Annotated in this window: 19 protein-coding genes; 17 read left to right on the top strand and 2 right to left on the bottom strand. The window is 63.7% G+C overall.

The features are described from left to right. The first annotated feature begins 682 nt into the window (after positions 1–682). Both AC5STI_RS20035 and AC5STI_RS20030 read left to right on the top strand, forming a co-directional pair. The gene (locus tag AC5STI_RS20035; RefSeq protein ID WP_495448022.1) at positions 683–808 is read left to right on the top strand and encodes a type II toxin-antitoxin system CcdA family antitoxin; all 126 of its coding nucleotides are present in this window, start codon (positions 683–685) and stop codon (positions 806–808) included. 47 nt (positions 809–855) lie between these two features. Then, positions 856–1,107 carry a CcdB family protein gene (locus tag AC5STI_RS20030; protein WP_495448021.1) on the top strand — a complete coding sequence of 84 codons (252 nt, stop codon included), beginning with the start codon at positions 856–858 and terminating at the stop codon, positions 1,105–1,107. Positions 1,108–1,332: 225 nt separating this feature from the next. Here the strand turns inward: AC5STI_RS20030 and AC5STI_RS20025 are convergent, their stop codons facing one another. Continuing rightward, positions 1,333–2,574: a glycosyltransferase family 4 protein gene (locus AC5STI_RS20025; protein WP_495448020.1), complete on the bottom strand. Its 1,242-nt coding sequence runs from the start codon at positions 2,572–2,574 to the stop codon at positions 1,333–1,335. 198 nt (positions 2,575–2,772) lie between these two features. Here AC5STI_RS20025 and rfbC point away from each other — a divergent pair, with 198 nt between their 5' ends. From rfbC to rfbA, 5 genes are all read left to right on the top strand, one after another. Next, positions 2,773–3,327: a dTDP-4-dehydrorhamnose 3,5-epimerase gene (gene rfbC / locus AC5STI_RS20020; RefSeq protein WP_495448019.1), complete on the top strand. Its 555-nt coding sequence runs from the start codon at positions 2,773–2,775 to the stop codon at positions 3,325–3,327. A gap of 3 nt (positions 3,328–3,330) precedes the next feature. After that, entirely contained in the window at positions 3,331–4,383 is a 1,053-nt protein-coding gene (gene rfbB / locus AC5STI_RS20015) for a dTDP-glucose 4,6-dehydratase (RefSeq protein WP_495448018.1), read from the top strand. Between the two features lie 151 nt (positions 4,384–4,534). Further along, positions 4,535–5,008: a metal-dependent hydrolase gene (locus tag AC5STI_RS20010; RefSeq protein WP_495448017.1), complete on the top strand. Its 474-nt coding sequence runs from the start codon at positions 4,535–4,537 to the stop codon at positions 5,006–5,008. Continuing rightward, positions 5,005–5,853 (top strand): dTDP-4-dehydrorhamnose reductase, encoded by an 849-nt coding sequence (gene rfbD / locus AC5STI_RS20005; protein WP_495448016.1) that lies wholly within the window; start codon positions 5,005–5,007, stop codon positions 5,851–5,853. Before AC5STI_RS20010 ends, rfbD begins: the two co-directional genes overlap by 4 nt. Further along, positions 5,850–6,752 carry a glucose-1-phosphate thymidylyltransferase RfbA gene (gene rfbA / locus AC5STI_RS20000; protein ID WP_495448015.1) on the top strand — a complete coding sequence of 301 codons (903 nt, stop codon included), beginning with the start codon at positions 5,850–5,852 and terminating at the stop codon, positions 6,750–6,752. The genes rfbD and rfbA overlap by 4 nt, the downstream gene beginning before the upstream one ends. 134 nt (positions 6,753–6,886) lie before the next feature. Here rfbA and AC5STI_RS19995 read toward each other — a convergent pair whose 3' ends face one another. Continuing rightward, positions 6,887–8,005 (bottom strand): polysaccharide biosynthesis/export family protein, encoded by a 1,119-nt coding sequence (locus AC5STI_RS19995; RefSeq protein WP_495448014.1) that lies wholly within the window; start codon positions 8,003–8,005, stop codon positions 6,887–6,889. A gap of 124 nt (positions 8,006–8,129) precedes the next feature. Between AC5STI_RS19995 and AC5STI_RS19990 the strand changes: the two genes are divergently transcribed. The 10 genes from AC5STI_RS19990 (at position 8,130) to AC5STI_RS19945 (ending at position 19,383) form a co-directional block, all read left to right on the top strand. After that, positions 8,130–8,990, top strand: a complete 861-nt coding sequence (locus AC5STI_RS19990) for an NAD-dependent epimerase/dehydratase family protein (RefSeq protein ID WP_495448013.1) — start codon at positions 8,130–8,132, stop codon at positions 8,988–8,990. A 19-nt stretch (positions 8,991–9,009) separates the two neighbouring features. Beyond that, positions 9,010–9,621, top strand: coding sequence for a sugar transferase (locus AC5STI_RS19985; protein ID WP_495448012.1), 612 nt, complete (start codon positions 9,010–9,012; stop codon positions 9,619–9,621). 280 nt (positions 9,622–9,901) lie between these two features. After that, entirely contained in the window at positions 9,902–11,794 is a 1,893-nt protein-coding gene (locus AC5STI_RS19980; RefSeq protein ID WP_495448011.1) for a polysaccharide biosynthesis protein, read from the top strand. A 219-nt stretch (positions 11,795–12,013) separates the two neighbouring features. Beyond that, positions 12,014–14,278 (top strand): YjbH domain-containing protein, encoded by a 2,265-nt coding sequence (locus AC5STI_RS19975; RefSeq protein WP_495448010.1) that lies wholly within the window; start codon positions 12,014–12,016, stop codon positions 14,276–14,278. Between the two features lie 2 nt (positions 14,279–14,280). Next, entirely contained in the window at positions 14,281–14,967 is a 687-nt protein-coding gene (locus AC5STI_RS19970; protein WP_475046097.1) for a YjbF family lipoprotein, read from the top strand. A gap of 174 nt (positions 14,968–15,141) precedes the next feature. Beyond that, positions 15,142–15,396, top strand: coding sequence for a hypothetical protein (locus AC5STI_RS19965; RefSeq protein WP_495448009.1), 255 nt, complete (start codon positions 15,142–15,144; stop codon positions 15,394–15,396). Positions 15,397–15,630: 234 nt separating this feature from the next. Next, positions 15,631–15,831 (top strand): hypothetical protein, encoded by a 201-nt coding sequence (locus tag AC5STI_RS19960; RefSeq protein WP_495448008.1) that lies wholly within the window; start codon positions 15,631–15,633, stop codon positions 15,829–15,831. Positions 15,832–15,889: 58 nt separating this feature from the next. Further along, positions 15,890–17,104 carry an acyltransferase family protein gene (locus AC5STI_RS19955; protein WP_495448007.1) on the top strand — a complete coding sequence of 405 codons (1,215 nt, stop codon included), beginning with the start codon at positions 15,890–15,892 and terminating at the stop codon, positions 17,102–17,104. Between the two features lie 159 nt (positions 17,105–17,263). Then, positions 17,264–18,019, top strand: coding sequence for a class I SAM-dependent methyltransferase (locus AC5STI_RS19950; protein WP_495448006.1), 756 nt, complete (start codon positions 17,264–17,266; stop codon positions 18,017–18,019). A 494-nt stretch (positions 18,020–18,513) separates the two neighbouring features. Next, complete coding sequence (locus tag AC5STI_RS19945) at positions 18,514–19,383, top strand: glycosyltransferase family 2 protein (RefSeq protein ID WP_495448005.1); 870 nt, start codon at positions 18,514–18,516, stop codon at positions 19,381–19,383. Positions 19,384–19,420 lie beyond the last annotated feature (37 nt).

Here is a 19,420-nt window from a genome sequence, read left to right as displayed (position 1 = left end):
GCAACAGGGTGCAAATGCGGGGGCGGATCTCCGGCACCCCCCGAGACGCTTTCTTGCTGAGAAGGACTTGAAGGGCAGGTATGCCTTCAGCCCTGTTTCAACTGTGCTCGGAAGTACCGCGCAAAATGTGGTCCGGGACCACAGATCCGCTTTCCTATAGGGTTAATGCAGGATAGGCATAACGCCAGCAAGTAAATTACTATTTGATTGAAGTACGGACTCGGAAAAGCAAGCGAAGACCTGTTTGACCACTGACCGCCACGCCCGGCTTGAGGCTTTAGCCGCGCCCAGAGGACAAACCGTTTCAGCTTTTCTGAGCCAGCTGACCAATATTTTCTTTGGAGAAAGTGAAGGTCCGGCAGAGCCTTCGCCAAGGCTGAGGTGGAGCGGTATGCGGCCTCCGCTATTTTATATGAGTGCGGGCTGGGATCGCACACTCTGCCTGGCGCCTACGGCCTGAAGGCCGTACGTGTTGTTTCAGCACGCGAAGGGAAAGGGAGTGTTGCAATTGGAACTGCGGAGGTGGTTAGCACCTGAGTGCGCACACTATGCGTATGATAGAGGGGAGTCCGAATGCGCGTACAACCAGCACCGTAAAAGCAAACCAATCTGTCATTGGACCAAGGGTTGCTCCGTGAGACCAGGTCTTTTGGGATGAACCTCTCATAGGGGCAGAAGCGGGGTGCGGCAGACGGTGCAAGAGTCAAAAGCCTCCGCTTGGAAGCGTGAAAATGCCAAGGCGCTGGAAAGCTCTAATGAATGGGTTGATCAGCATGGTCTGCCACTGGAAAAATTCCGACCTTTCTGATGGCGCGTTTTGGCGTTTATGCCGACGCATAAAATGCAGGCTATCTCTTGGACGTTCAGGCTGACATTTTGGAGAGATTGAATACGCGGATCGTCGTGCCGCTGATGGCGGTTCGCACTGCACCTGCACCGGCTAGACAGTTGAATCCGGTGTTTAGCATCCAGTCCGGGCAACACGTGATGGTTACTCAGTTTCTGTTTACTGTTCCTTGCTTGGTCCTGAAAACACCGGTGGCCAGCCTTGAGCAGCACGACGCGGAAATCATAGGGGCGCTGGATATGGTGCTGACTGGCGTCTGAAGTGCGGTGTCGGCACTCTCAATCTCATGGCCTTGCCGCCAAAACGGTCAACCCGAAGCTGGACTGCTTCCTAATTGATAATCACGCGCGGGAAACGGCAGACCTTCAGGCAGGGATTGGATGCCGGTATGGTCATTGGCATTTGCCATTACGACGAGAGAGCTAAATCCCTCCTGAGCTCGGTTCGCCATGCCTCTGGCTGGATTTAGTTCTCTGCGCCTCCGGCTAGATCCTAATGCGCCGTGCCTCCGGCACGAGGGCATTGATCTGCGCGATATGCTCCGGCAGGCAGCGGGTCAGGAAATCGTATTTCTCCACCGCATGGGCGCGGGCGGCGGGGCCGATATGGGCGTACTCGCCGGGGTTGGCCAGCACGTCCGCCACCTGATCGGCCAGCTTCTCCGGGGAGAAGAAATCCACCAGCAGGCCGGTCTCGCCATGGGTGATGGCCTCGCGCACCGGCGCCACATCTCCGGCCACCACCGTGGCCTGCATCGCCATCGCCTCCAAAAGCGACCAGCTGAGCACGAAAGGCATGGTCAGATAGATATGGCAGCGGCTGATCTGGATGATCCGGGTGAGGTCGTCATAGGGAACCTTGCCGAGAAAATGCACCCGGCTCCAGTCGACGCTATCGCCCAGCTCATCCTCCATCTCGCCGCGCAAACCGCCGGGATGCTGGCTTTCGGCGCCGTAAGAGGTTTCGCTGCCGCCGATCATCAGGATGCGGGCATTGGGGCGCTGCGCCTGGATCCGGGGCAGGGCGCGCATCATGATGTGAAAGCCGCGGGCGCGCTCCATGTTGCGGGCGATATAGGTGACCACTTCATCCTCGCGGCTGAGCGGCCGCTCCAGCCGCCCGAGGCTGACCGAGGCGTCCGGATCGGGGCCCAGCTTGTCGGTGCGGATACCGTCATGGCAGAGATACATGCGGTCGTGGAAACTGGCCGGAAACCGGTCGCGCTGCCAGGCGGTGGGCACATGGCCCTGATCCACCAGCTCGATGCTGGCATAAGGCACGGTGTTGCGCGCCTCGGCAAAGAAATAGGCCTGGTCGTTGGGCGGGTTTTCCGGATCGAACCCGACCAGCCCGCCCGAGGTGCGGTAGAAATACTCGAAGAAGCCGATGACGGGCACATCCGGGTAGGGGTCCTTCATGAACAGAAGTTCGCCCCAGCCGGTGTGGCCGATGATGATGTCGGGGGTGAAGCCCGCGTCCCGCAGCTGGCGCGCCGCCAGCGCCGCGCCGAGGCCCGCGCCGGACGCCGCCTCCCAGTCCCGGGAGAGACCGAAGGCGTCCTTGTCCGGGGTGCGGAAGGGTTTGTAGGTGACGGTCCTGATCCCCGGCAGCTGCACATCCCGCCGCTGTGTCAGGAAGACGATCTCATGATGCCCTTGTGCCGCCAGCCAGGGCGCCAGCTCCCGGTACTGGCCGGGCATGTTCTGATGCACAAACAAAATCTTCATGGGCTTATGCTTGCCGGGCAGAGGGCCGTGATGCAAGCACAGGCTGTCCGCTTGGCCCGCGCCTGTTGCAGCCCTGCCGGCGCCTGAAGCTGGCGCTATGCCCTCCTAGGGGCTAGATATAATCAAACGGAGGCAATCAGGGGCCAGGGGCCGGACAGAGACCGGGCCGGAACCGGGCCAGGGAGCGGGGCAGAGGCAATGCAGATAGAAGAAACCGGACTGCCGGGGCTGAAAGTGCTGACGCCTGCCCGCTTTGGCGATGCGCGCGGCTTTTTCAGCGAAAGCTGGAACCGGCGGCGGATGCAGGACGCGGGCTTTGATCTGGATTTCGTGCAGGACAACCATTCGCTGTCGGTGCAGGCGGGCACCCTGCGCGGCCTGCATTTCCAGGCGCCTCCCGCTGCCCAGGACAAGCTGGTGCGCTGCGGCCGCGGCGCGCTGTTTGATGTGGCGGTGGATATCCGCAAGGGCTCTCCCGCCTATGGGAAATGGTTCGGGATTGAGCTGACGGCAGAGAACGGCAAGCAGCTGCTGGTGCCCAAGGGGTTCCTGCACGGCTTCCTCACCCGGGTGCCGGAGACCGAGGTGATCTACAAATGCACCGATTATTATGCGCCGGAGTGCGACGGCGCGGTGGCCTGGGACAGCTGCGGCATCGACTGGGGATTTGAGGGCAGCCCCATCCTGTCGGAGAAGGACGCCGCGGCGCCTGCCCTGGCGGATTTCGACAGCCCGTTCAGCTGGGAGGGATAAGCCATGAAGCTGCTGGTCACAGGCGGGGCGGGGTTCATCGGCTCTGCGGTGGTGCGGCTGGCGGTCGCCCGCGGCCATCAGGTGGTGAACCTGGATGCGCTGACCTATGCCGCCTGCCTGGACAATGTGGCCAGCGTGGCGGAAAGCCCGGCCTATGCCTTTGAGCAGGCCGATATCCGCGACCGGGCCGCATTAGACACTGTTTTTGCCCGCCACCGCCCGGATGCGGTGATGCATCTGGCCGCCGAAAGCCATGTCGACCGCTCGATCGACGGGCCGGGCGATTTCATCGAAACCAATATCACCGGCACCTATCAGATGCTGGAGGCGGCGCGGAAGTATTGGCTGAAGGCGGGCAAGCCGGTGGCCTTCCGTTTCCACCACATCTCCACCGACGAGGTTTATGGCAGCCTGCCCGATGACCCCGCGGTGATGTTCACCGAAGAGACGGCCTATGATCCGCGCTCGCCCTATTCGGCCAGCAAGGCCGCCAGCGACCATCTGGTGCGGGCCTGGCACGAGACCTATGGCTTGCCGGTGGTGCTGACCAATTGCTCCAACAACTACGGGCCCTATCATTTCCCGGAGAAACTGATCCCGGTGGTGATCCTGAACGCGCTGGCGGGCAAGCCGCTGCCCATCTACGGCGATGGCTCCAACGTGCGCGACTGGCTCTATGTGGAGGATCACGCTGATGCGCTCTTGCTGGTGGTGCAAAAGGGGAAACTGGGGCGGTCCTACAATATCGGGGGCGAAAACGAGCGCGCCAACCTGGAGCTGGTGCAGACGCTCTGCGCCATTCTGGATGAAAAGCGGCCGCGCGCGGATGGGAAGCCTTACAAGGACCAGATCACCTTTGTGACCGACCGCCCAGGCCATGACGCGCGTTATGCGATCGATCCCTCCCGCATCCGGCAGGAGCTGGGCTGGCGGCCCTCGGTGACGGTGGAGGAAGGTCTGGAGAAGACGGTGCAATGGTATCTGGACAACGAGTCCTGGTGGCGGACGCTGCAGGAGCGCGACGGCGTCGGCCGGCGGCTGGGGACGGGGAAGTGAGAGCGGAAATGCCACGGAGGGCAGCCCCCGGCCGCGGGTGGGGGAGAAGCCCCCGCCCCGAGCTGAAAGCACGCCTCCGGCATGACAGGGGCGGGACGGGGGCTGCCCGGCCTAACGGCCGGGCGGTATTTTTTCCGGATAGTACTCCCCCATGCTGACCGCGCATCTGCCCTCCGGCTATGTGCTGGCACGGCTGGCGCCTGAGAAGCACCGGTTGTTGATGCCCGCCGCGCTCATTGGCGCGGTGCTGCCGGATTTTGACATGCTGTGGTTCCATTTCGTGGATCAGGGCAGCATTCATCATCACCGCTACTGGGTGCATGTGCCGGCCTTCTGGGCCGCAATTGCAGCGCTGGCACTGCCGGGCCTGGCCGTCTTTGCCAGGTCTCTGCTGGTCCCGGCGCTGATATTCTTTGCAGCCCTTTTCCTGCACATGGTTCTGGACGCCATCGGCGGCGGTATTCTGTGGGGGGCACCGTTCGACGACCGCCTCTATACGTTGGTTGCAGTGCCTGCCGCCCAAGCGCATTGGGTGCTGTCCTTCCTGCTGCACTGGACCTTTTCGCTGGAGCTGAGCGTCTGGGCGCTAGCCTTGTATCTGTGGTGTAAGGGGAGATGCGTATGATCCTGGTTTTCGGCAAGACCGGCCAGCTGGCGCAGGAGCTGGCAGCCTATGACGGCGCCGCCTGCCTGGGCCGGGATCAGGCGGATCTGAGCCATCCGGCGGCCTGCGCCGCGGCCATCCGGCAGGCGCAGCCTCAGGCCGTGATCAATGCCGCTGCCTATACCGCCGTCGACAAGGCGGAGAGCGAGGAGGCGCTGGCCAATGTGATCAACGGGGCCGCCCCCGGCGCCATGGCGGCGGCCTGTGCGGAGATGGGCATTCCCTTTGTCACCGTCTCCACCGACTATGTTTTTGACGGCAGCGGCGAGGCCCCCTGGCAGCCCGGCGATACCCCCGCGCCGCTCAATGCCTATGGGCGCTCCAAACTGGCGGGCGAGGAAGCGGTGCGCGCGGCGGGCGGAACTCACGCGATCCTGCGCACCTCCTGGGTGGTCTCGGCGCATGGCAGCAACTTTGTGAAAACCATGCTGCGCTTGGGCAAGGAACGGGAGCGGCTGACCATCGTGGCGGACCAGATCGGCGCCCCGGCGCCTGCGCGGGACATTGCGGCGGCCTGCATCGCTATGGCACGGCAGCTGATTGAGGACCCGGGCAAATCCGGCACCTATCATTTTGCAGGCCGGCCCCAGACCAGCTGGGCAGGCTTTGCGCGCGAGATCTTTGCCCGGGCCGGAATTGCCTGCGACGTTGAGGACATCCCCACCGCGGATTACCCCGCGCCGGCGGCGCGGCCGTTGAATTCACGCCTCGATTGCTCCGCGTTAGAGACTGTTTTTGGTATCCCGCAGCCGGATTGGCGGTCGGGTCTGGATGAGATTTTAAAGGATTTGGGAGAATTGGCATGACAGAGGGCAAACCCGGCATGAGGACAGTCTCCGGCCGCAAGGGCATCATCCTGGCGGGCGGCTCCGGCACCAGGCTCTACCCGATCACCATGGCCGTCTCCAAACAGCTCTTGCCGCTTTATGACAAGCCGATGATCTACTACCCGCTGTCGGTGCTGATGCTGGCAGGCATCCGCGAGATCTGCGTGATCACCACGCCGCAGGACCAGGCGCAGTTCCAGCGGCTGCTGGGCGATGGCAGCCAGTGGGGGATTGAACTCACCTATGTGGTGCAGCCCTCGCCCGACGGGCTGGCGCAAGCGTTTATCCTGGCCGAGGACTTCCTGGCGGGCAGCCCGTCGGCGCTGGTGCTGGGCGACAACATCTTTTTCGGCCACGGCCTGCCGGAGCTCATGGCGGCGGCGGACCGCCAGGCGGCGGGCGGCACCGTCTTCGGCTATCACGTGGCCGATCCGGAGCGCTATGGCGTGGTGGCCTTCGGCGCGGATGGCACCGCGCGCGAGATCATCGAAAAGCCCCCCGTTCCGCCCTCGAACTATGCGGTGACGGGGCTGTATTTCCTGGATGGATCGGCGCCTGAGCGGGCCCGCCGGGTGCAGCCCTCCCCCCGCGGCGAGCTGGAGATCACCGACCTCTTGCAAAGCTACCTGAACGAGGGCGCCTTGCGGGTGGAGACCATGGGGCGGGGCTATGCCTGGCTTGATACCGGCACCCATGGCTCGCTCCTGGATGCGGGCAATTTCGTGCGCACCCTGCAGGAGCGCCAGGGGCTGCAGGCCGGCTGCCCGGAGGAGGTCGCCTACGGGCGCGGCTGGATCACCGCCGCCGAGCTGCGGGCGCAGGCCGGGAAATATGCCAAGAACGCCTATGGCGCCTATCTGGAGCGGCTGCTGACGTAGGCAGGCTGCCGGCAAACGGCGGGCGCCGCGCCAGCGGCGCCGGGCCCAAGGCTTGCTGCGGCATCCCAGATGCCGCAGCACAGGCGCGGGAGGTCCCCGTTCCGATCCTGGATCAGACCCGTTTCAGGCCCGGATCATTCGATGACGCCAGTGCGGCTGAAGATGCCGAAGAAGTTGCCGAAGATGTTGGAGATGGTGAGCGCGTCGTTGATCGGCGACTCGGTGGCCATCACCAGATCGCCCGGGTTGATCTGGAACTGCCGCGCCGAGAACAGCCCGTCGGCAGACGTCAGATCGAGCGAGAACACCACCCGCTGCTGGCGCGGCCCGCGCACGCCGGGCGCCACCGCGGAGGCCGGGTATTCGCGCAGGATCAAAAGCCCCTTGGGATCGGCCTTGCCGTCCTGGAAGCCGCCCGCCACCGACATCGCGTCCATCGCCGACATCTCATCCTTGGTGAAGATGTGCAGGTCTTCCTCGCCGGTGGCGCCGAAGGAGAGGAAATAGCGCTCATCCTCCTCGACAAACACCCGGTCGCCGCCGCGCAAGAGGGTGTCGAGGCGGGGGTTGTTCAGCAGGATGTCGACCGAGGTGCCATAGATCGACTGGCCGCGCACCAGCCGGATCTGCGGGTTGTTGAGGCTGGAGCTGATGCCGCCGCCTGCTGAGATCAGCCCCATCACCGTGTAGTTGCGGTCGGGCATCGGATAGGTGCCGGGCTGGGCGACGCCGGAGACCAGATCGACCGAATTGCCGCGGCCCTCGGCCATCGCCAGCTGCACCTGGGCCGACGGCACCACCGGCTCCAGCGCCTCCTGCAGCTTGGCCCGGGCCAGGTCCGGGGTCAGCCCGTTGACGTTCACATCGCCCACATAGGGCATGAAGATGGAGCCGTTGGCGGCCACTTTCATGTCCTGCAGCTGCACCATCTTCTGCTCTGCCGCGGTCAGCAGCGAATTGTCGTTGCTGTCCCAGATGCTGAGCGACAAGAGATCGCCGGGCTGGATGATCTGGGTCTTGGCGCCCTGGTGCCGCGGCAGCCAGCCCAGCCGTTCCTGTTTGCCGGTGCCAGGCCAGGCCGCCACCGTCGGCAGCAGCGCCCGGTTCACCTGGTAGAGCGCGAAATTGGCATCGGCCTCGCCCGATTCTTTCAGGATCTCCTCGCTGGCCGGGGCGCCGCCGGGCAGGCGCGAGCAGGCTGCGGGCAGGAGGATCAGGCCGGCAGCGGCCAGCCAGGGAAGAAGTTTCAGCATCGGGAGCCTGTCATTGAGCTGCTCTGGGAACCGCCCCGGTTTGCCCGGGGGAACCGCTTTGATTTTTGTCCGGGCAAAGGATACTGGGCTGAGGCAGAGGGTTCAACAGAAACGGGCAGCAGCGATGGCAAATCCCGCCGTAATGGTTCTGGGCGCAACAGGGCGCATCGGCCAGCTGCTGCAGCTGTGCCCGCCTGAAGGCCTGGCGATGCGGCTGCAGGCGCGCCGGGCGCAGGCCGGGAACAGCACCGGAGACTGGCACATTTTCGATCCGCTGGCGGAGCCGGCGGCGCTGGCCCGCGCCGCAGAGGGCGCGGCAGCCATCCTCTGCCTGGCCGGGCCGGTGCCCGGACGGGGCGGTGCAGACGCGGACATGGCAGACCATATCCGCCTCGCCGAGGTGGCGGTGCGGGTCGGTGCGTCCGCCGGCGCCCGGGTGCTGCTGGCCTCCTCGGCGGCGGTCTATGGCAGCCAGCCGGGCCTGCTGGCAGAGGACGCCCCGCTGCGCCCCGCCAGTGCCTATGGCGCCGCCAAGGCGGAGATGGAGGCGCGCGCGGCGGCGCTTGGCGCGGAACTGGGGGTGCCGGTGTGTTCCTTGCGGATCGGCAATATCGCCGGGCTGGATGCGATCCTCGGCGGCTGGCGGCCCGGGTTCACCCTGGACCGCTTTGCCGATGGCCGCACGCCGCGGCGCAGCTATATCGGCGCCCGCACGCTGGCTGAGGTGCTGGCGGCGCTGCTGGCCGCGCCGACGCTGCCGCCGGTGCTGAACGTGGCGCAGCCGGGGGTGGTGGAGATGGGGGCGCTCTTGCAGGCGGCGGGCAAACCCTTTGCCGCCCGCGCCGCGCCGGCCGCGGCGATCCCGGAGGTTGCGCTGGACGCTGCCCGCCTGCAGGCGCTGCTGCCGGATCCTCTGGCGGCCGCGGACCCGCTGCGGATGGCGGATGAATGGAGCTTGTTAGAGCCTGATATGGCAAACGGATAATCTTGGAGCACATAATAACATGACCTGGCGCAAACGGCTGTTCGACCTGTTTTTTGCCACCCTGCTGATCGCGGTGCTGGGCCCCATCCTGCTGCTGCTCCTGCTGTGGCTCTTGTGGAAGGAGGGGCGGCCGCTGTTCTATGTGGCGGAGCGGATGAAGGGGGTGGACCAGCCCTTTATGCTGTGGAAGCTCAGGACCATGACCGTGGTGGACACCGATACGGGCGTGTCGGGCGGCGACAAATCCGCCCGCATCACCCGCACCGGCGACTGGCTGCGCTCCAGGCGGCTGGATGAGTTCCCGCAGCTGTGGAACATCCTCAAGGGCGACATCTCCTTTGTCGGGCCGCGGCCGCCGCTGCGCCAGTATGTGGAGGCCAACCCCGAACTTTATGCAGAGGTGCTGAAATCGCGCCCCGGCGTCACCGGGCTCGCCTCGATCACCTATCACAAGCATGAGGCGGCGCTCTTGGCGCGCTGCGAAACCTCCGAGGAGACGGATGCGGTCTATTCCCGGCTTTGCGTGCCGGCGAAAGCGCGGCTGGACCTGATCTACCAGCGCCACCAAAACATGTGTTTCGACTTTGACATCGTGTTTCAGACCATTGGCAATATCTTCCGCCGGGGGTAGATGGATATTGAGCGATTCACGCATAGCCTGCGCCGCCGGACCAATGCAGGATTGGCGGGGAAACCGGGGCTGCCCGGCGGTTTTCCGCCGCTGCCCGTTTTGCGGGACAGGGGAAACCGGTTATGATAGGAACTGTGTTTAATGGGCCGCGCACCGGATTTCAGCGCCTTGGGCCATATTTGCTTTAGGGTTTTTATGCTATCCGGCAGTGGAGGCGCTGCCCCGGGGGGGCAAATGGATATAACAGGACAAGAATGCGGGCATTCGAGGGCAGGAAAACATGTATAATCTGATCAGTGCGTTGTCGCGCCGGCAGAAATCCTATGTCTTCCTGGCTGTGGACCTGGCACTGCTGCCGCTGGCGCTGCTGTTCACCCTGCAGGTGCAGCCGCTGCCGGATCCGGCGCTGACCACCCTGGTGTCGCTGATGCCGGTGCTGCCCTATGTGCTGGCCGCCGCCGCTGTGATGGCCCTGTGGCTGGGGCTGCCGTATGTGCAGCTCAACGCCTATGAGCGCCACGCTGCGGTACAAAGCGCGCTCTTGGCAGGCGGCACTGCGCTGGGGCTGGCGCTGCTGACGGCCGTCTTCGGGTCGGCCCTGCCGCCCGGCACCCATGTGGTGTTTGCGATCTGCTATTTCCTGTCCATGGTGGTGACGCGCGCGGCAATGCTGCAGCTAGTGCTGATGATCTACCGCCGCGCCAATCCGCGCTGCCGGGTGCTGATCTACGGGGCCGGCAATACCGGCACCCAGCTGGCGCAGGCGCTGAAGGCGCATGACGGCATCGATCCGGTCGCTTTTGCCGATGACAATTCCTCCCTGCAGGGGCTGACCCTGGTCGGGCTGCCGGTGTTTGCCCCGGCCCGGATCGGCGAGATCGTGCAGTCGCGCCAGATCCGCCGGGTGCTTTTGGCGATGCCTTCGCAAACCCAGCCGCGCCAGGCGCAGATCACCCAGCGGCTGCAGCAGCTGGGGCTGGAGGTGCAGGCGCTGCCCTCCTTTGCCCAGCTGATCGGAGAGGAGGCGCTGGTCGACAAGCTGACACCGGTGGCGCCGCAGGCGTTCCTGGGCCGGGCCGCCCGCGACGTGCCGCTGAAGGAGGCGGCGGGCTCCTATCAGGGCAAGACAGTGCTGGTCTCCGGCGCCGGCGGCTCGATCGGCTCGGAACTGTGCCGTCAGGTGCTGGCCTGCCGCCCGGAAAAACTGGTGCTGTTCGAACTGAGCGAACTGGCGCTTTATACCGTGCATCAGGAGCTTGGCCCCCTGGCCGAGGCGGCGGGCATCGAACTGGTGCCGGTGCTGGGCTCGGTCACCGATCCGCGCCAGGTGCGGATGGTGCTGAACAAGCACGGGGTGCAGGTGCTGCTGCATGCTGCCGCTTATAAACATGTGCCGCTGGTCGAGGCGAACCCGCTGCCGGGCCTGGCCAACAACGTGTTCGGCACCCAGACCCTGGCGCGCGCCGCCGCAAGGGCAGGGGTCGAACGCTTCATCCTGATTTCCTCGGACAAGGCGGTGAATCCGGCCAATGTGATGGGCGCCTCCAAGCGGATGGCGGAGCTGATCGTGCAGGACCTGGCCACCCGCCACGGGCAGAAACACGGGCAGAAAACCGTGTTCACGATGGTGCGCTTCGGCAATGTGCTGGGATCAAGCGGCTCGGTGGTGCCGCTGTTCCAGGAGCAGATCAGCCGCGGCGGCCCGGTCACCGTCACCGACCCCAACGTGCGCCGCTTCTTCATGACCATCAGCGAGGCGGTGCAGCTGGTTTTGCAGGCGGGCGACATGGCCCAGGGCGGCGAGGTCTTCGTGCTGGACATGGGCGAGCCGGTGCCGATCCTGCAGCTGGCCCGCCAAGTGATCGAAAGCGCCGGCCACAGCGTGCGCGACGCCGAAAACCCGGAGGGCGATATCGCCATCGAGATCATCGGGCTGCGCCCCGGCGAGAAGATGGAGGAGGAGCTGACCCTGAGCGAGGAGCTGGTCCATACCCGCCACCAGAAGATCTTCTGCGCCCGCGAAACCGTGCTGTCGGAGATCGAGGTGGCCGGCTTCCTGCGCAGCCTGCGCCAGGCGGTGGCGGCCGGTGACGAGGCGGCGGCGCGGCGGGTGATCCAGCGCTGGGTCGAGGGCTATTGCCAGCCGCCGGAGGCGGGCCGCAAAAGCTCCTGAGCCTGAAAAAGTCCCAATATTCAGAGCCGTATATCCGGCCCGGGTCCGGCCACCATGCGGCCCCGGTGCGGCCTTGCGGCTGCACTGGCGGCGAAACCGCTGCCGCCGGGCGACGCGGCAATTGATCCGCCCCCGCCATCCATGCTCTAAGCAGGGCAGCAGGTGAGAAGGCCGGGGCAGTGAGACCCGGCACAGGCAGTTCCAAAAGGCAGGTTTCCCGTGACCGCGATCAAGACCCTTCTGCACAGGACCGGGCCGCTGGCTGACTATCAGGCCAAATTCCGGGCCAAATCGCTGGCCGCACCGGCCGCGGTGCTGTGCCTGGCGGCCCAGCCGGGCCTGGCGCTGGGGCCGGAGATCACCCGCGCAGGCCATGGCGCCGCACCGGGCACCGAGGCGGCGGCGCCGCGCCTGAAACCGCTGCCGCCGCCCAGCCTCAACTTCTATGGCAGCCCCGGCATCATCGACATGCCAAGCGCCGAAATGCTGCCCGACGGCCAGTATGCGGTCACCTATTCCTGGTTCGGCGGCACCTCGCGCTACAACATCACCTTCCAGGCGCTGCCCTGGCTCAGCGCCTCATTCCGCTACAACGGCATCCAGGACCTCGGCCTGTTCGGCTTTGACACCTATTACGACCGCGGCTTTGACGTGCGCGCGCGGCTGTGGCGCGAGCGGCGCTGGCTGCCGGAGGTCACCCTGGGGCTGCAGGACTTTGCCGGCACCGGTGTCTATGCGGCGGAATATTTTGCCGCCACCAAGCGGTTCGAGGCCGCCGCCCTGGGCTGGGGCCGCGCGCCCGGGCGGCTGAAGCTCACCGCCGGGTTGGGCTGGGGGCGGCTGGGCAGCCACGGCGCCATCGGCGCGACCGGCGGCACCCGCCCCTCTTTTGTCGGCGGCAGCACCGGCGGCAAGCTGGCCACCGACCAGTGGTTCCGCGGCGATGTGGCGCCCTTTGCCGGCTTTGAATGGCAGCCCGATGCGCGCTGGAGCCTGAAGGCGGAATATTCCACCGACGCCTATGAGACCGAAACCGAGGTCTCCGACGTGTTCGAGCGCAAATCCTCGCTCAACTACGGGGTGGAATACCAGTATTCCGACCGGCTGCGCCTGGGCGCCTATTACCTCTACGGCTCGGAGATCGGCTTTACCGCGCAGATCCAGCTCAACCCGAACCAGCCGCCGACCCCGATGGCGGTGCCCGCGCCGCATCCCGTCATCCCGCGCACCCAATGGGCGACGCAGGACAGCCACTGGCGCCAGGACTGGGCCGCCAGCGAAACCAAGACCCGCCAGATCCGCGACTTGGCGGCTGAGGCGCTGAAGGCGGACGGGCTGGTGCTGGAGGCGATCACCTTTACCGGCACCACGGCCGAGCTGCGCTACCGCAATTCCCGCTACCGCTCGGCCTCGCAGGCGGCGGGCCGCGCCGCCCGCGCCCTGGCCCAGACGCTGCCGCCGTCGGTGGAGACCTTCCGCCTGGTGCCGGTGCGCCGCGGCCTCGGCCTTGCGGCGATCGAGATCCGCCGCTCCGATCTGGAGGCGCTGGAGTTCGATCCGGAGGCGCCGGACGCGCTGTTTGCCGCCGCCGGGGTGCAGGATGCCGGGCCGCTGCCGGAAGACGCGATCTTCTCGGGCGAGCTGTACCCGGCCTTTGCCACCTCGGTCAGCCCCTATACCAAACCGGCCTATTTCGACCCGGAGCAGCCGTTCCGGCTGGATGCAGGGCTTGATTTCGCCGCCTCCTATTCGCCCGCGCCGGGCTGGCGCATCGCCGGCACCATCCGCCAGCGCATCTGGGGCAATGTGAAGAACGGACGCGCCTCCAACTCGGTGCTGCCGCATGTGCGCACCGACCAGGTGGAATACGCGCAGTTCGGCACCACCCTGGAAAACCTCTATCTCAGCCGCCTGTGGAAGCCCGGGCGCAACCTCTATGCCCGCGCCACCACGGGCCTGTTCGAAAGCATGTACGGCGGCGTCTCGGGCGAGGTGCTGTGGAAGCCGGTGAACAGCCGCCTCGGCCTGGGGCTGGAGGCCAATTACGTGGTGCAGCGCGACTTCGACCAGCGCTTCGGCTTCCGCGACTACCGCACCTTCACCGGCCATGCCTCGGCCTATTACGAACTGCCCAAGGGCTATCTGATGCAGATTGATGCCGGCCGCTACCTGGCGGGCGATTACGGCGGCACCTTCAGCCTCACCCGCGAGTTCGACAACGGCTTCATGGTCGGCGGCTTCTTTACCCTCACCAACGTTTCGTCCGAGGACTTCGGCGAGGGCTCCTTTGACAAGGGGTTCCGCTTCCACATCCCGGTGGACTGGCTCTTGGGCAAACCGTCCCGCTCGGGCTTCGGGCTGACCATCCGCCCGACCCAGCGCGACGGCGGCCAGCGGGTGACGGTGCCGGACCGGCTCTATGGATCGGTGCGCGAGGCCCACCGCAAGAGCCTGGAAGAACAGCGCGCGAGGTTCTGGGAATGAGCATGATCCGTTTCACCGCCGCCGCCCTGGCCGCGGCGGCGCTGCTGCTGGCGGGCTGCAGCAGGGGGCCGGAAAAGACCCCGGCAGAGCTGGAGGTGGCGCAGGCGGTGGGGGATCTGATCAGCCGCCGCCGCAATCCGCCGCCGCCGGCGGCCGAGCTGACCCGGGCGCTCTTGGACCAGCAGACCCAGGCCTATATCGAGGTCGTCATCGAGAACCGCGGGGCCAGGGCCTATCTGACCCGGGCCCTGCAGCGCCGCGACAGCCGCCCCGGGCAGATCGAGGTCTGGCGCACCCTGGACAATGTGTCGGTCGCCCTGCGCAACGGCATGGTGATTGCCACCCGCGGCCTGGGCGGCGGGCTGTTGTCGGCGCAGGTGCCGGCCGCAGACGGGGTGGCAGGCCCGGCGCATGGCGGCGCCCGGCGTTATACGGTGCGGGCAAACGGCAACGGCCAGGCGGTGCTGAACATGGCCTGCAGCCTGCACGACCTGGGCCCGGCGCCGGTGGAGATCGTCGAAATCACCCATCCCGCCCGCCATCTGCAGGAGCGTTGCGAAGGCAGCGGCGGGGTGGTGGTCAACGACTACTGGGTTGATTCCCGCCCCGGGCGCAATCAGATCTGGCAATCGCGGCAATGGGCCGGGCCGGAGACGGGTTATGTAAAAATCCGCCAGCTGCGGCTCTGATGCGGCGCCATTTTCCGCCCGCTTCCCGCGGCTTTGCGGCAACGGGCGGAAAAAATTCGCGGCGCAAACCGGATTTCAAGAGTTTTGCAGCTATTCCATGCGTTGAAATGGACAACAGCCTCCCATAAGGTCGCCTCAACGCACCTTTCCACAGTTCTCCAAAGGAGTTTGAAAATGAAAAATCTTCTGACTGCCCTGACCCTGGCCGCACTGGCTTCGGCAACCGCCGTGTCCGCTCAGCAGGCCCCGGCTCCCGGCGCGGAAACCGGCGCTGGCGCCGGCGGCTCCGGCGGCATGGGCATGGGCGTTGCCGGCGGCCTGAGCGCCGGCGCCGTTGCAGGCGTGGTTGCAGGCCTGGTTGTGCTGGGCGTGGTCGCTAACGACGACGACGAAGTCGGCACCACCACCACCACCACCACCACCAACTAAGAGCTTTGCCGCGCCGCGGGCGCGGGCATGGTTTCAGGGAAACGGGCCTTTCGGGGCCCGTTTTCTGTTGCAGGGTTGCAGTTGCAAGGCTCTCTGCCCGGATCGCCGAATTGCTTCCCAGCTGGAAACCCGCCCCCGGTGGTGGAGGCGGCACGCGGGGTCGCGCTCATCGTTGCGGTCACGGTGATGGCGGAGGGTGGCGACTTCACTCGGTTCTAAAGCCTGGGCCAGCTGATGACCTGTCTCGGTCTCACCCCGTCCGAACACTCCTGCAGGTCAAGCGTGCGCCGTGGCGGGATGGCCAAGGCAGGCAGCGGTTTGGCCCGGCGCGGGCTAATCGAGGGCGCCTGGAGTTACCAGATACATCTCTGGGCAGGCCGTGCCCGCGCGCGATGCGGTCCATTCAGAGGGGAGCTCATGGCTGACGTTGCATGACAGCTTTACTTGACTGATCAGTCTCTTGATACCACCCTGATAGCACCGCCTGTGTTTAATGAGTGATGTTGGCAACCATGAAGGGGCGGAACTTTTGCTTGGGCTGCCGCGGTTATTTGGGGGAGTTCAAGAATTGGCGCCTGACAAGATCGAAGCGATTCAGGGGCTGCGTGCTGTTGCGGCTATTTTTGTTATTTTGTTCCACTGGTCTTTTCTTTTTTTAGGCTGGTCGGGTGTCTGGGTTTTTTTCGTCATTTCGGGATTTGTGATCACCCGGTCATTGATCAGTTTAGATAAGGCCGACAATCTGAGTTCCTCAAAGCTTGGAATATTTTACCGCCGCAGAGCTCTGCGAATCCTGCCACTCTATTTTGCCGTCGTCTTAGCGGGAATCGTGATCCTTATACTCGAGGATCCGAGTGGTGAACGCCTTTGGGAGCTGCGCATGACCTTCGTGGCGTTGGCCACAGCGACGGTAAATTTTTATCGAATGACGCCCGGATACGAGGTCAACCTGATCTTTGACCATTTCTGGAGTCTTTCGATCGAGGAGCATTTCTATATTCTTATGCCGCTTGTGTTCCTATACCTCAGCCGACGCTGGCTGACATTTTTTTTGTTCGCGTGTGTGGTCATTTCGCCGCTGGTGAGGGTCGGCATTGCAGCGTACTTTGGGACGCCGGGTTCGGGAGAGCTGGTTTATCAGTTCTCTCTTAGCCATTTCGACGCCTTTTCTATCGGTGCATTCATCGCGCTGAACGAGGCACGGATCCGGCAAAGGCAGTTGCATGCGCCCTGGCTGTTGCTTGCAGTCTTTGGCTCTTCATTAGTCTGGATAATTCTTGGAGCGGAAAGCTGGACACCGGGTGGCATCCTTCAGAATTTCGCTGCCTCTTTTTCGGTCAACGCAGAGGGAGCAGGGCGGCCGCTATTGACATATGCGGTGATGACCTACGGTTCCGGGGCGGTCATACTGTGCGTTCTGGAAGGGCGGCGATGGCTAGTAGCACCGTTGAGCACCCGTTTTATGATCTACACTGGTAATCTGTCCTATGGGCTGTATCTCATCCACGTACCCCTGCAATATCTCTTCAATAAGGTTTGGGGGGTTACATACCTGCTGCCGGTTGGTGAACGTTTGCTGCCTTTTGCGCTCTATATCGTAACACTCTATGGGCTTGCTCATCTGAGCTATTTCTATTTTGAAAAACCGTTTCAAAGGCTGGGCAGGCCGATTGCCCGGAAAGGGTTGCGAAGAAACAGCCTGTTATAATGCATAGGCTTAGATGGGGTATTCGGGGCATCGTGCGGCCGCTTCATGCAAGGCCGGTAGCCAAAAGTTGTAAGTGCTAACAAAGCGAGGCATTTTGGTTTGGAAAAGCGTGTCTGAGACATCCCGGCTGTTTGTTACTTTTCTTGGAGGCAGAGTATTATGCACGTAAATTACAGATTCCTCGTTGCTGCCGCGGGCGTGGAGAAGCCGGAGAGAGGCACTTTACTGGATGTCGGCTGCGGTAAGGGAGATATGGTCCGTCTCGCTGCAGAAGATGGCTGGGCAGCACGCGGAATAGAGTATTTCGGCGCCGGTAGCGGCACGACTATCAGGGGCGTATTACAGGAGCGCGGCCTGCTCGGCGACACGGTCCTGGAGTATGATGGGCTGCATTTTCCGTTTTCCGATGATAGCTTCGATATTGTGCTGTCGAACCAAGTTTTTGAGCATGTACCCGACCTAAACCCTCTGCTAAGTGAAATCGCACGGGTGCTGAAACCGGGGGGAACACTCATATGCACGTTTCCTTATCAGGGAGCGATCCGAGAGGGGCATTCCAACGTACTTTTTGCCCACTGGTTCCCGAAATCGTTCATGCGCGAAGTATGGCTGCTGATGTTCCGCTGCATGGGAATCGGGCGGCTGAAAGGAAAACGAACCCGCCGGCAATGGGCCCGGTTTTTCAATGAATGGCTTAACGAAAACACGTTTTACTTGGGCTGGCGCGATGTTCAGAACGTATTTGGAAAAAATTTTGGACGTGTCGAGCATCGCGAAGCGGCGTATATGGGATACCGGCTTACTGACCGGGGGCGCCCCGAACTAGGCAGGTTAGCACAGTGGCATCTATTTGCACCACTGACCGTGTGGATAGCACGAAAGTTCGGAAGCTTGGTGATTTATGCGCGTAATTGACTGCGAAACGGCACTTTAACCGCGTGGCATAGTTGCCCGAACCGGCGGCGCTCTTTTGCAACCGTCTTCCGCTTGGTATTGGGCGCTACCGCTTTTGAGTTCACGTGCCGAAGCATGGCGGTGCCCAGCGTCTGCTTGGCCAAAAGCTTCACCGGCTTGACGGCCGGTGCTTCAAGATCGCACAGCCGCCGGCGCCAGAGGGGGCCATGCTGTCATACTTTTTCATGTATTTGTGGAACGAGCCTTGGCTGATCCCGCAGCGCTTCCAAGCGCCTGTCTTCATCTGTACATCCATCGGATTGGGCGGACACTGCACAAAGCTGGAGGAGATCCAGGTCAAGTGTGGCCGTCCGAATTCCTGGAACACTTCAGTCTGCCTCTACAAGATACAGCAGATGCGGTTTTGCGCGGATATGATACTATTCCGAAATGATAAACGGTGAGCGAGTGGTTAGATGACACAATTTTCCGGACCGCCAGTGTGCAGCATCGGATTGCCTGTCTACAATGGCGAAAACTTCCTTGAACAGGCTATTCAATCGGCCTTAAATCAGGATTTCGAGGATTTTGAACTCATTATTTCCGACAATGCCTCGACCGATTCAACAGAGGCGATCTGCCGCCGCTATGCGAAGGCGGATCCGCGGATCCTGTATGTCAGGCAGCCCCGGAACATCGGCGCTGCCAAGAACTACAATTACACATTCCATCTGGCCCGCGGCGAATATTTCAACTGGCTGGCCCATGATGACGTTCTGGGCCCCTCGTTTCTGCCGACCTGCCTGCAGGGGTTCGAACAGCATGGTGACGGGGCAGTCCTGGTCTACCCGTCATTCAGATATATCGACGAAGCCGAACAGGAAATTGACACCGAGGTGCCGTCATGCGTGGAGACCTCCGCCCGCACACCGGCCCGGCGGCTTTATGAAACGCTGGACCAGCTGGCGATCGTGACCTCGGTTTTCGGGATGTTCCGCCGGGACATGCTCGCCCGCACGCGCCTGATCGGCAGCTATATCGCTTCGGACTACGTTCTGCTGGCCGAATGCGCCCTGCTGGGGCATATCGTCCGGCTGAATGGCCCGCCGCAGTTTCAGCGCAGGCTGCATAAGGATGGATCGCAGCGGGCCAACAAAACGCCGGATGCGGTGGCAAAATGGTTTGACCCGGATGCAGTAGCGGATCCGCGCCCCGCACGCCGACTGTCACGGGAATATCTGAACTCCCTTTGCCTGACCCCGGGCCTGACCACACCAGAGCGGTTGTCAGCCCTGTTGTTTTTGACAACACAGCGACTGAAACTGAAGGCGCAGGTCCGCAAGAAACAGCGGGTGCAGCAACGCTTGAAGAAGCCCGCGGTCTAGCAGGCCGCTGAAGTAGTCAGGCCAGCGGGACGCTGTT

It is taken from the genome of Leisingera sp. CC-HEC096 (assembly GCF_059429235.1).
The sequence above is the reverse complement of the archived record's forward strand: the minus strand, read 5'-3'. Positions and strand labels throughout refer to the sequence as shown.

Bases quoted from the DNA above. Each gene is read 5' to 3' on its own strand.
- rfbC (WP_495448019.1), top strand. From the start codon at position 2,773: ATGCAGATAGAAGAAACCGGACTGCCGGGGCTGAAAGTGCTGACGCCT.
- AC5STI_RS19990 (WP_495448013.1), top strand. From the start codon at position 8,130: ATGGCAAATCCCGCCGTAATGGTTCTGGGCGCAACAGGGCGCATCGGC.
- AC5STI_RS19985 (WP_495448012.1), top strand. From the start codon at position 9,010: ATGACCTGGCGCAAACGGCTGTTCGACCTGTTTTTTGCCACCCTGCTG.
- AC5STI_RS19980 (WP_495448011.1), top strand. From the start codon at position 9,902: ATGTATAATCTGATCAGTGCGTTGTCGCGCCGGCAGAAATCCTATGTC.
- rfbD (WP_495448016.1), top strand. From the start codon at position 5,005: ATGATCCTGGTTTTCGGCAAGACCGGCCAGCTGGCGCAGGAGCTGGCA.
- AC5STI_RS20025 (WP_495448020.1), bottom strand. From the start codon at position 2,574: ATGAAGATTTTGTTTGTGCATCAGAACATGCCCGGCCAGTACCGGGAG.
- AC5STI_RS19965 (WP_495448009.1), top strand. From the start codon at position 15,142: ATGAAAAATCTTCTGACTGCCCTGACCCTGGCCGCACTGGCTTCGGCA.
- AC5STI_RS19960 (WP_495448008.1), top strand. From the start codon at position 15,631: ATGACCTGTCTCGGTCTCACCCCGTCCGAACACTCCTGCAGGTCAAGC.
- AC5STI_RS19955 (WP_495448007.1), top strand. From the start codon at position 15,890: ATGAGTGATGTTGGCAACCATGAAGGGGCGGAACTTTTGCTTGGGCTG.
- AC5STI_RS19970 (WP_475046097.1), top strand. From the start codon at position 14,281: ATGATCCGTTTCACCGCCGCCGCCCTGGCCGCGGCGGCGCTGCTGCTG.
- AC5STI_RS20010 (WP_495448017.1), top strand. From the start codon at position 4,535: ATGCTGACCGCGCATCTGCCCTCCGGCTATGTGCTGGCACGGCTGGCG.
- AC5STI_RS19950 (WP_495448006.1), top strand. From the start codon at position 17,264: ATGCACGTAAATTACAGATTCCTCGTTGCTGCCGCGGGCGTGGAGAAG.
- rfbA (WP_495448015.1), top strand. From the start codon at position 5,850: ATGACAGAGGGCAAACCCGGCATGAGGACAGTCTCCGGCCGCAAGGGC.
- AC5STI_RS19995 (WP_495448014.1), bottom strand. From the start codon at position 8,005: ATGCTGAAACTTCTTCCCTGGCTGGCCGCTGCCGGCCTGATCCTCCTG.
- rfbB (WP_495448018.1), top strand. From the start codon at position 3,331: ATGAAGCTGCTGGTCACAGGCGGGGCGGGGTTCATCGGCTCTGCGGTG.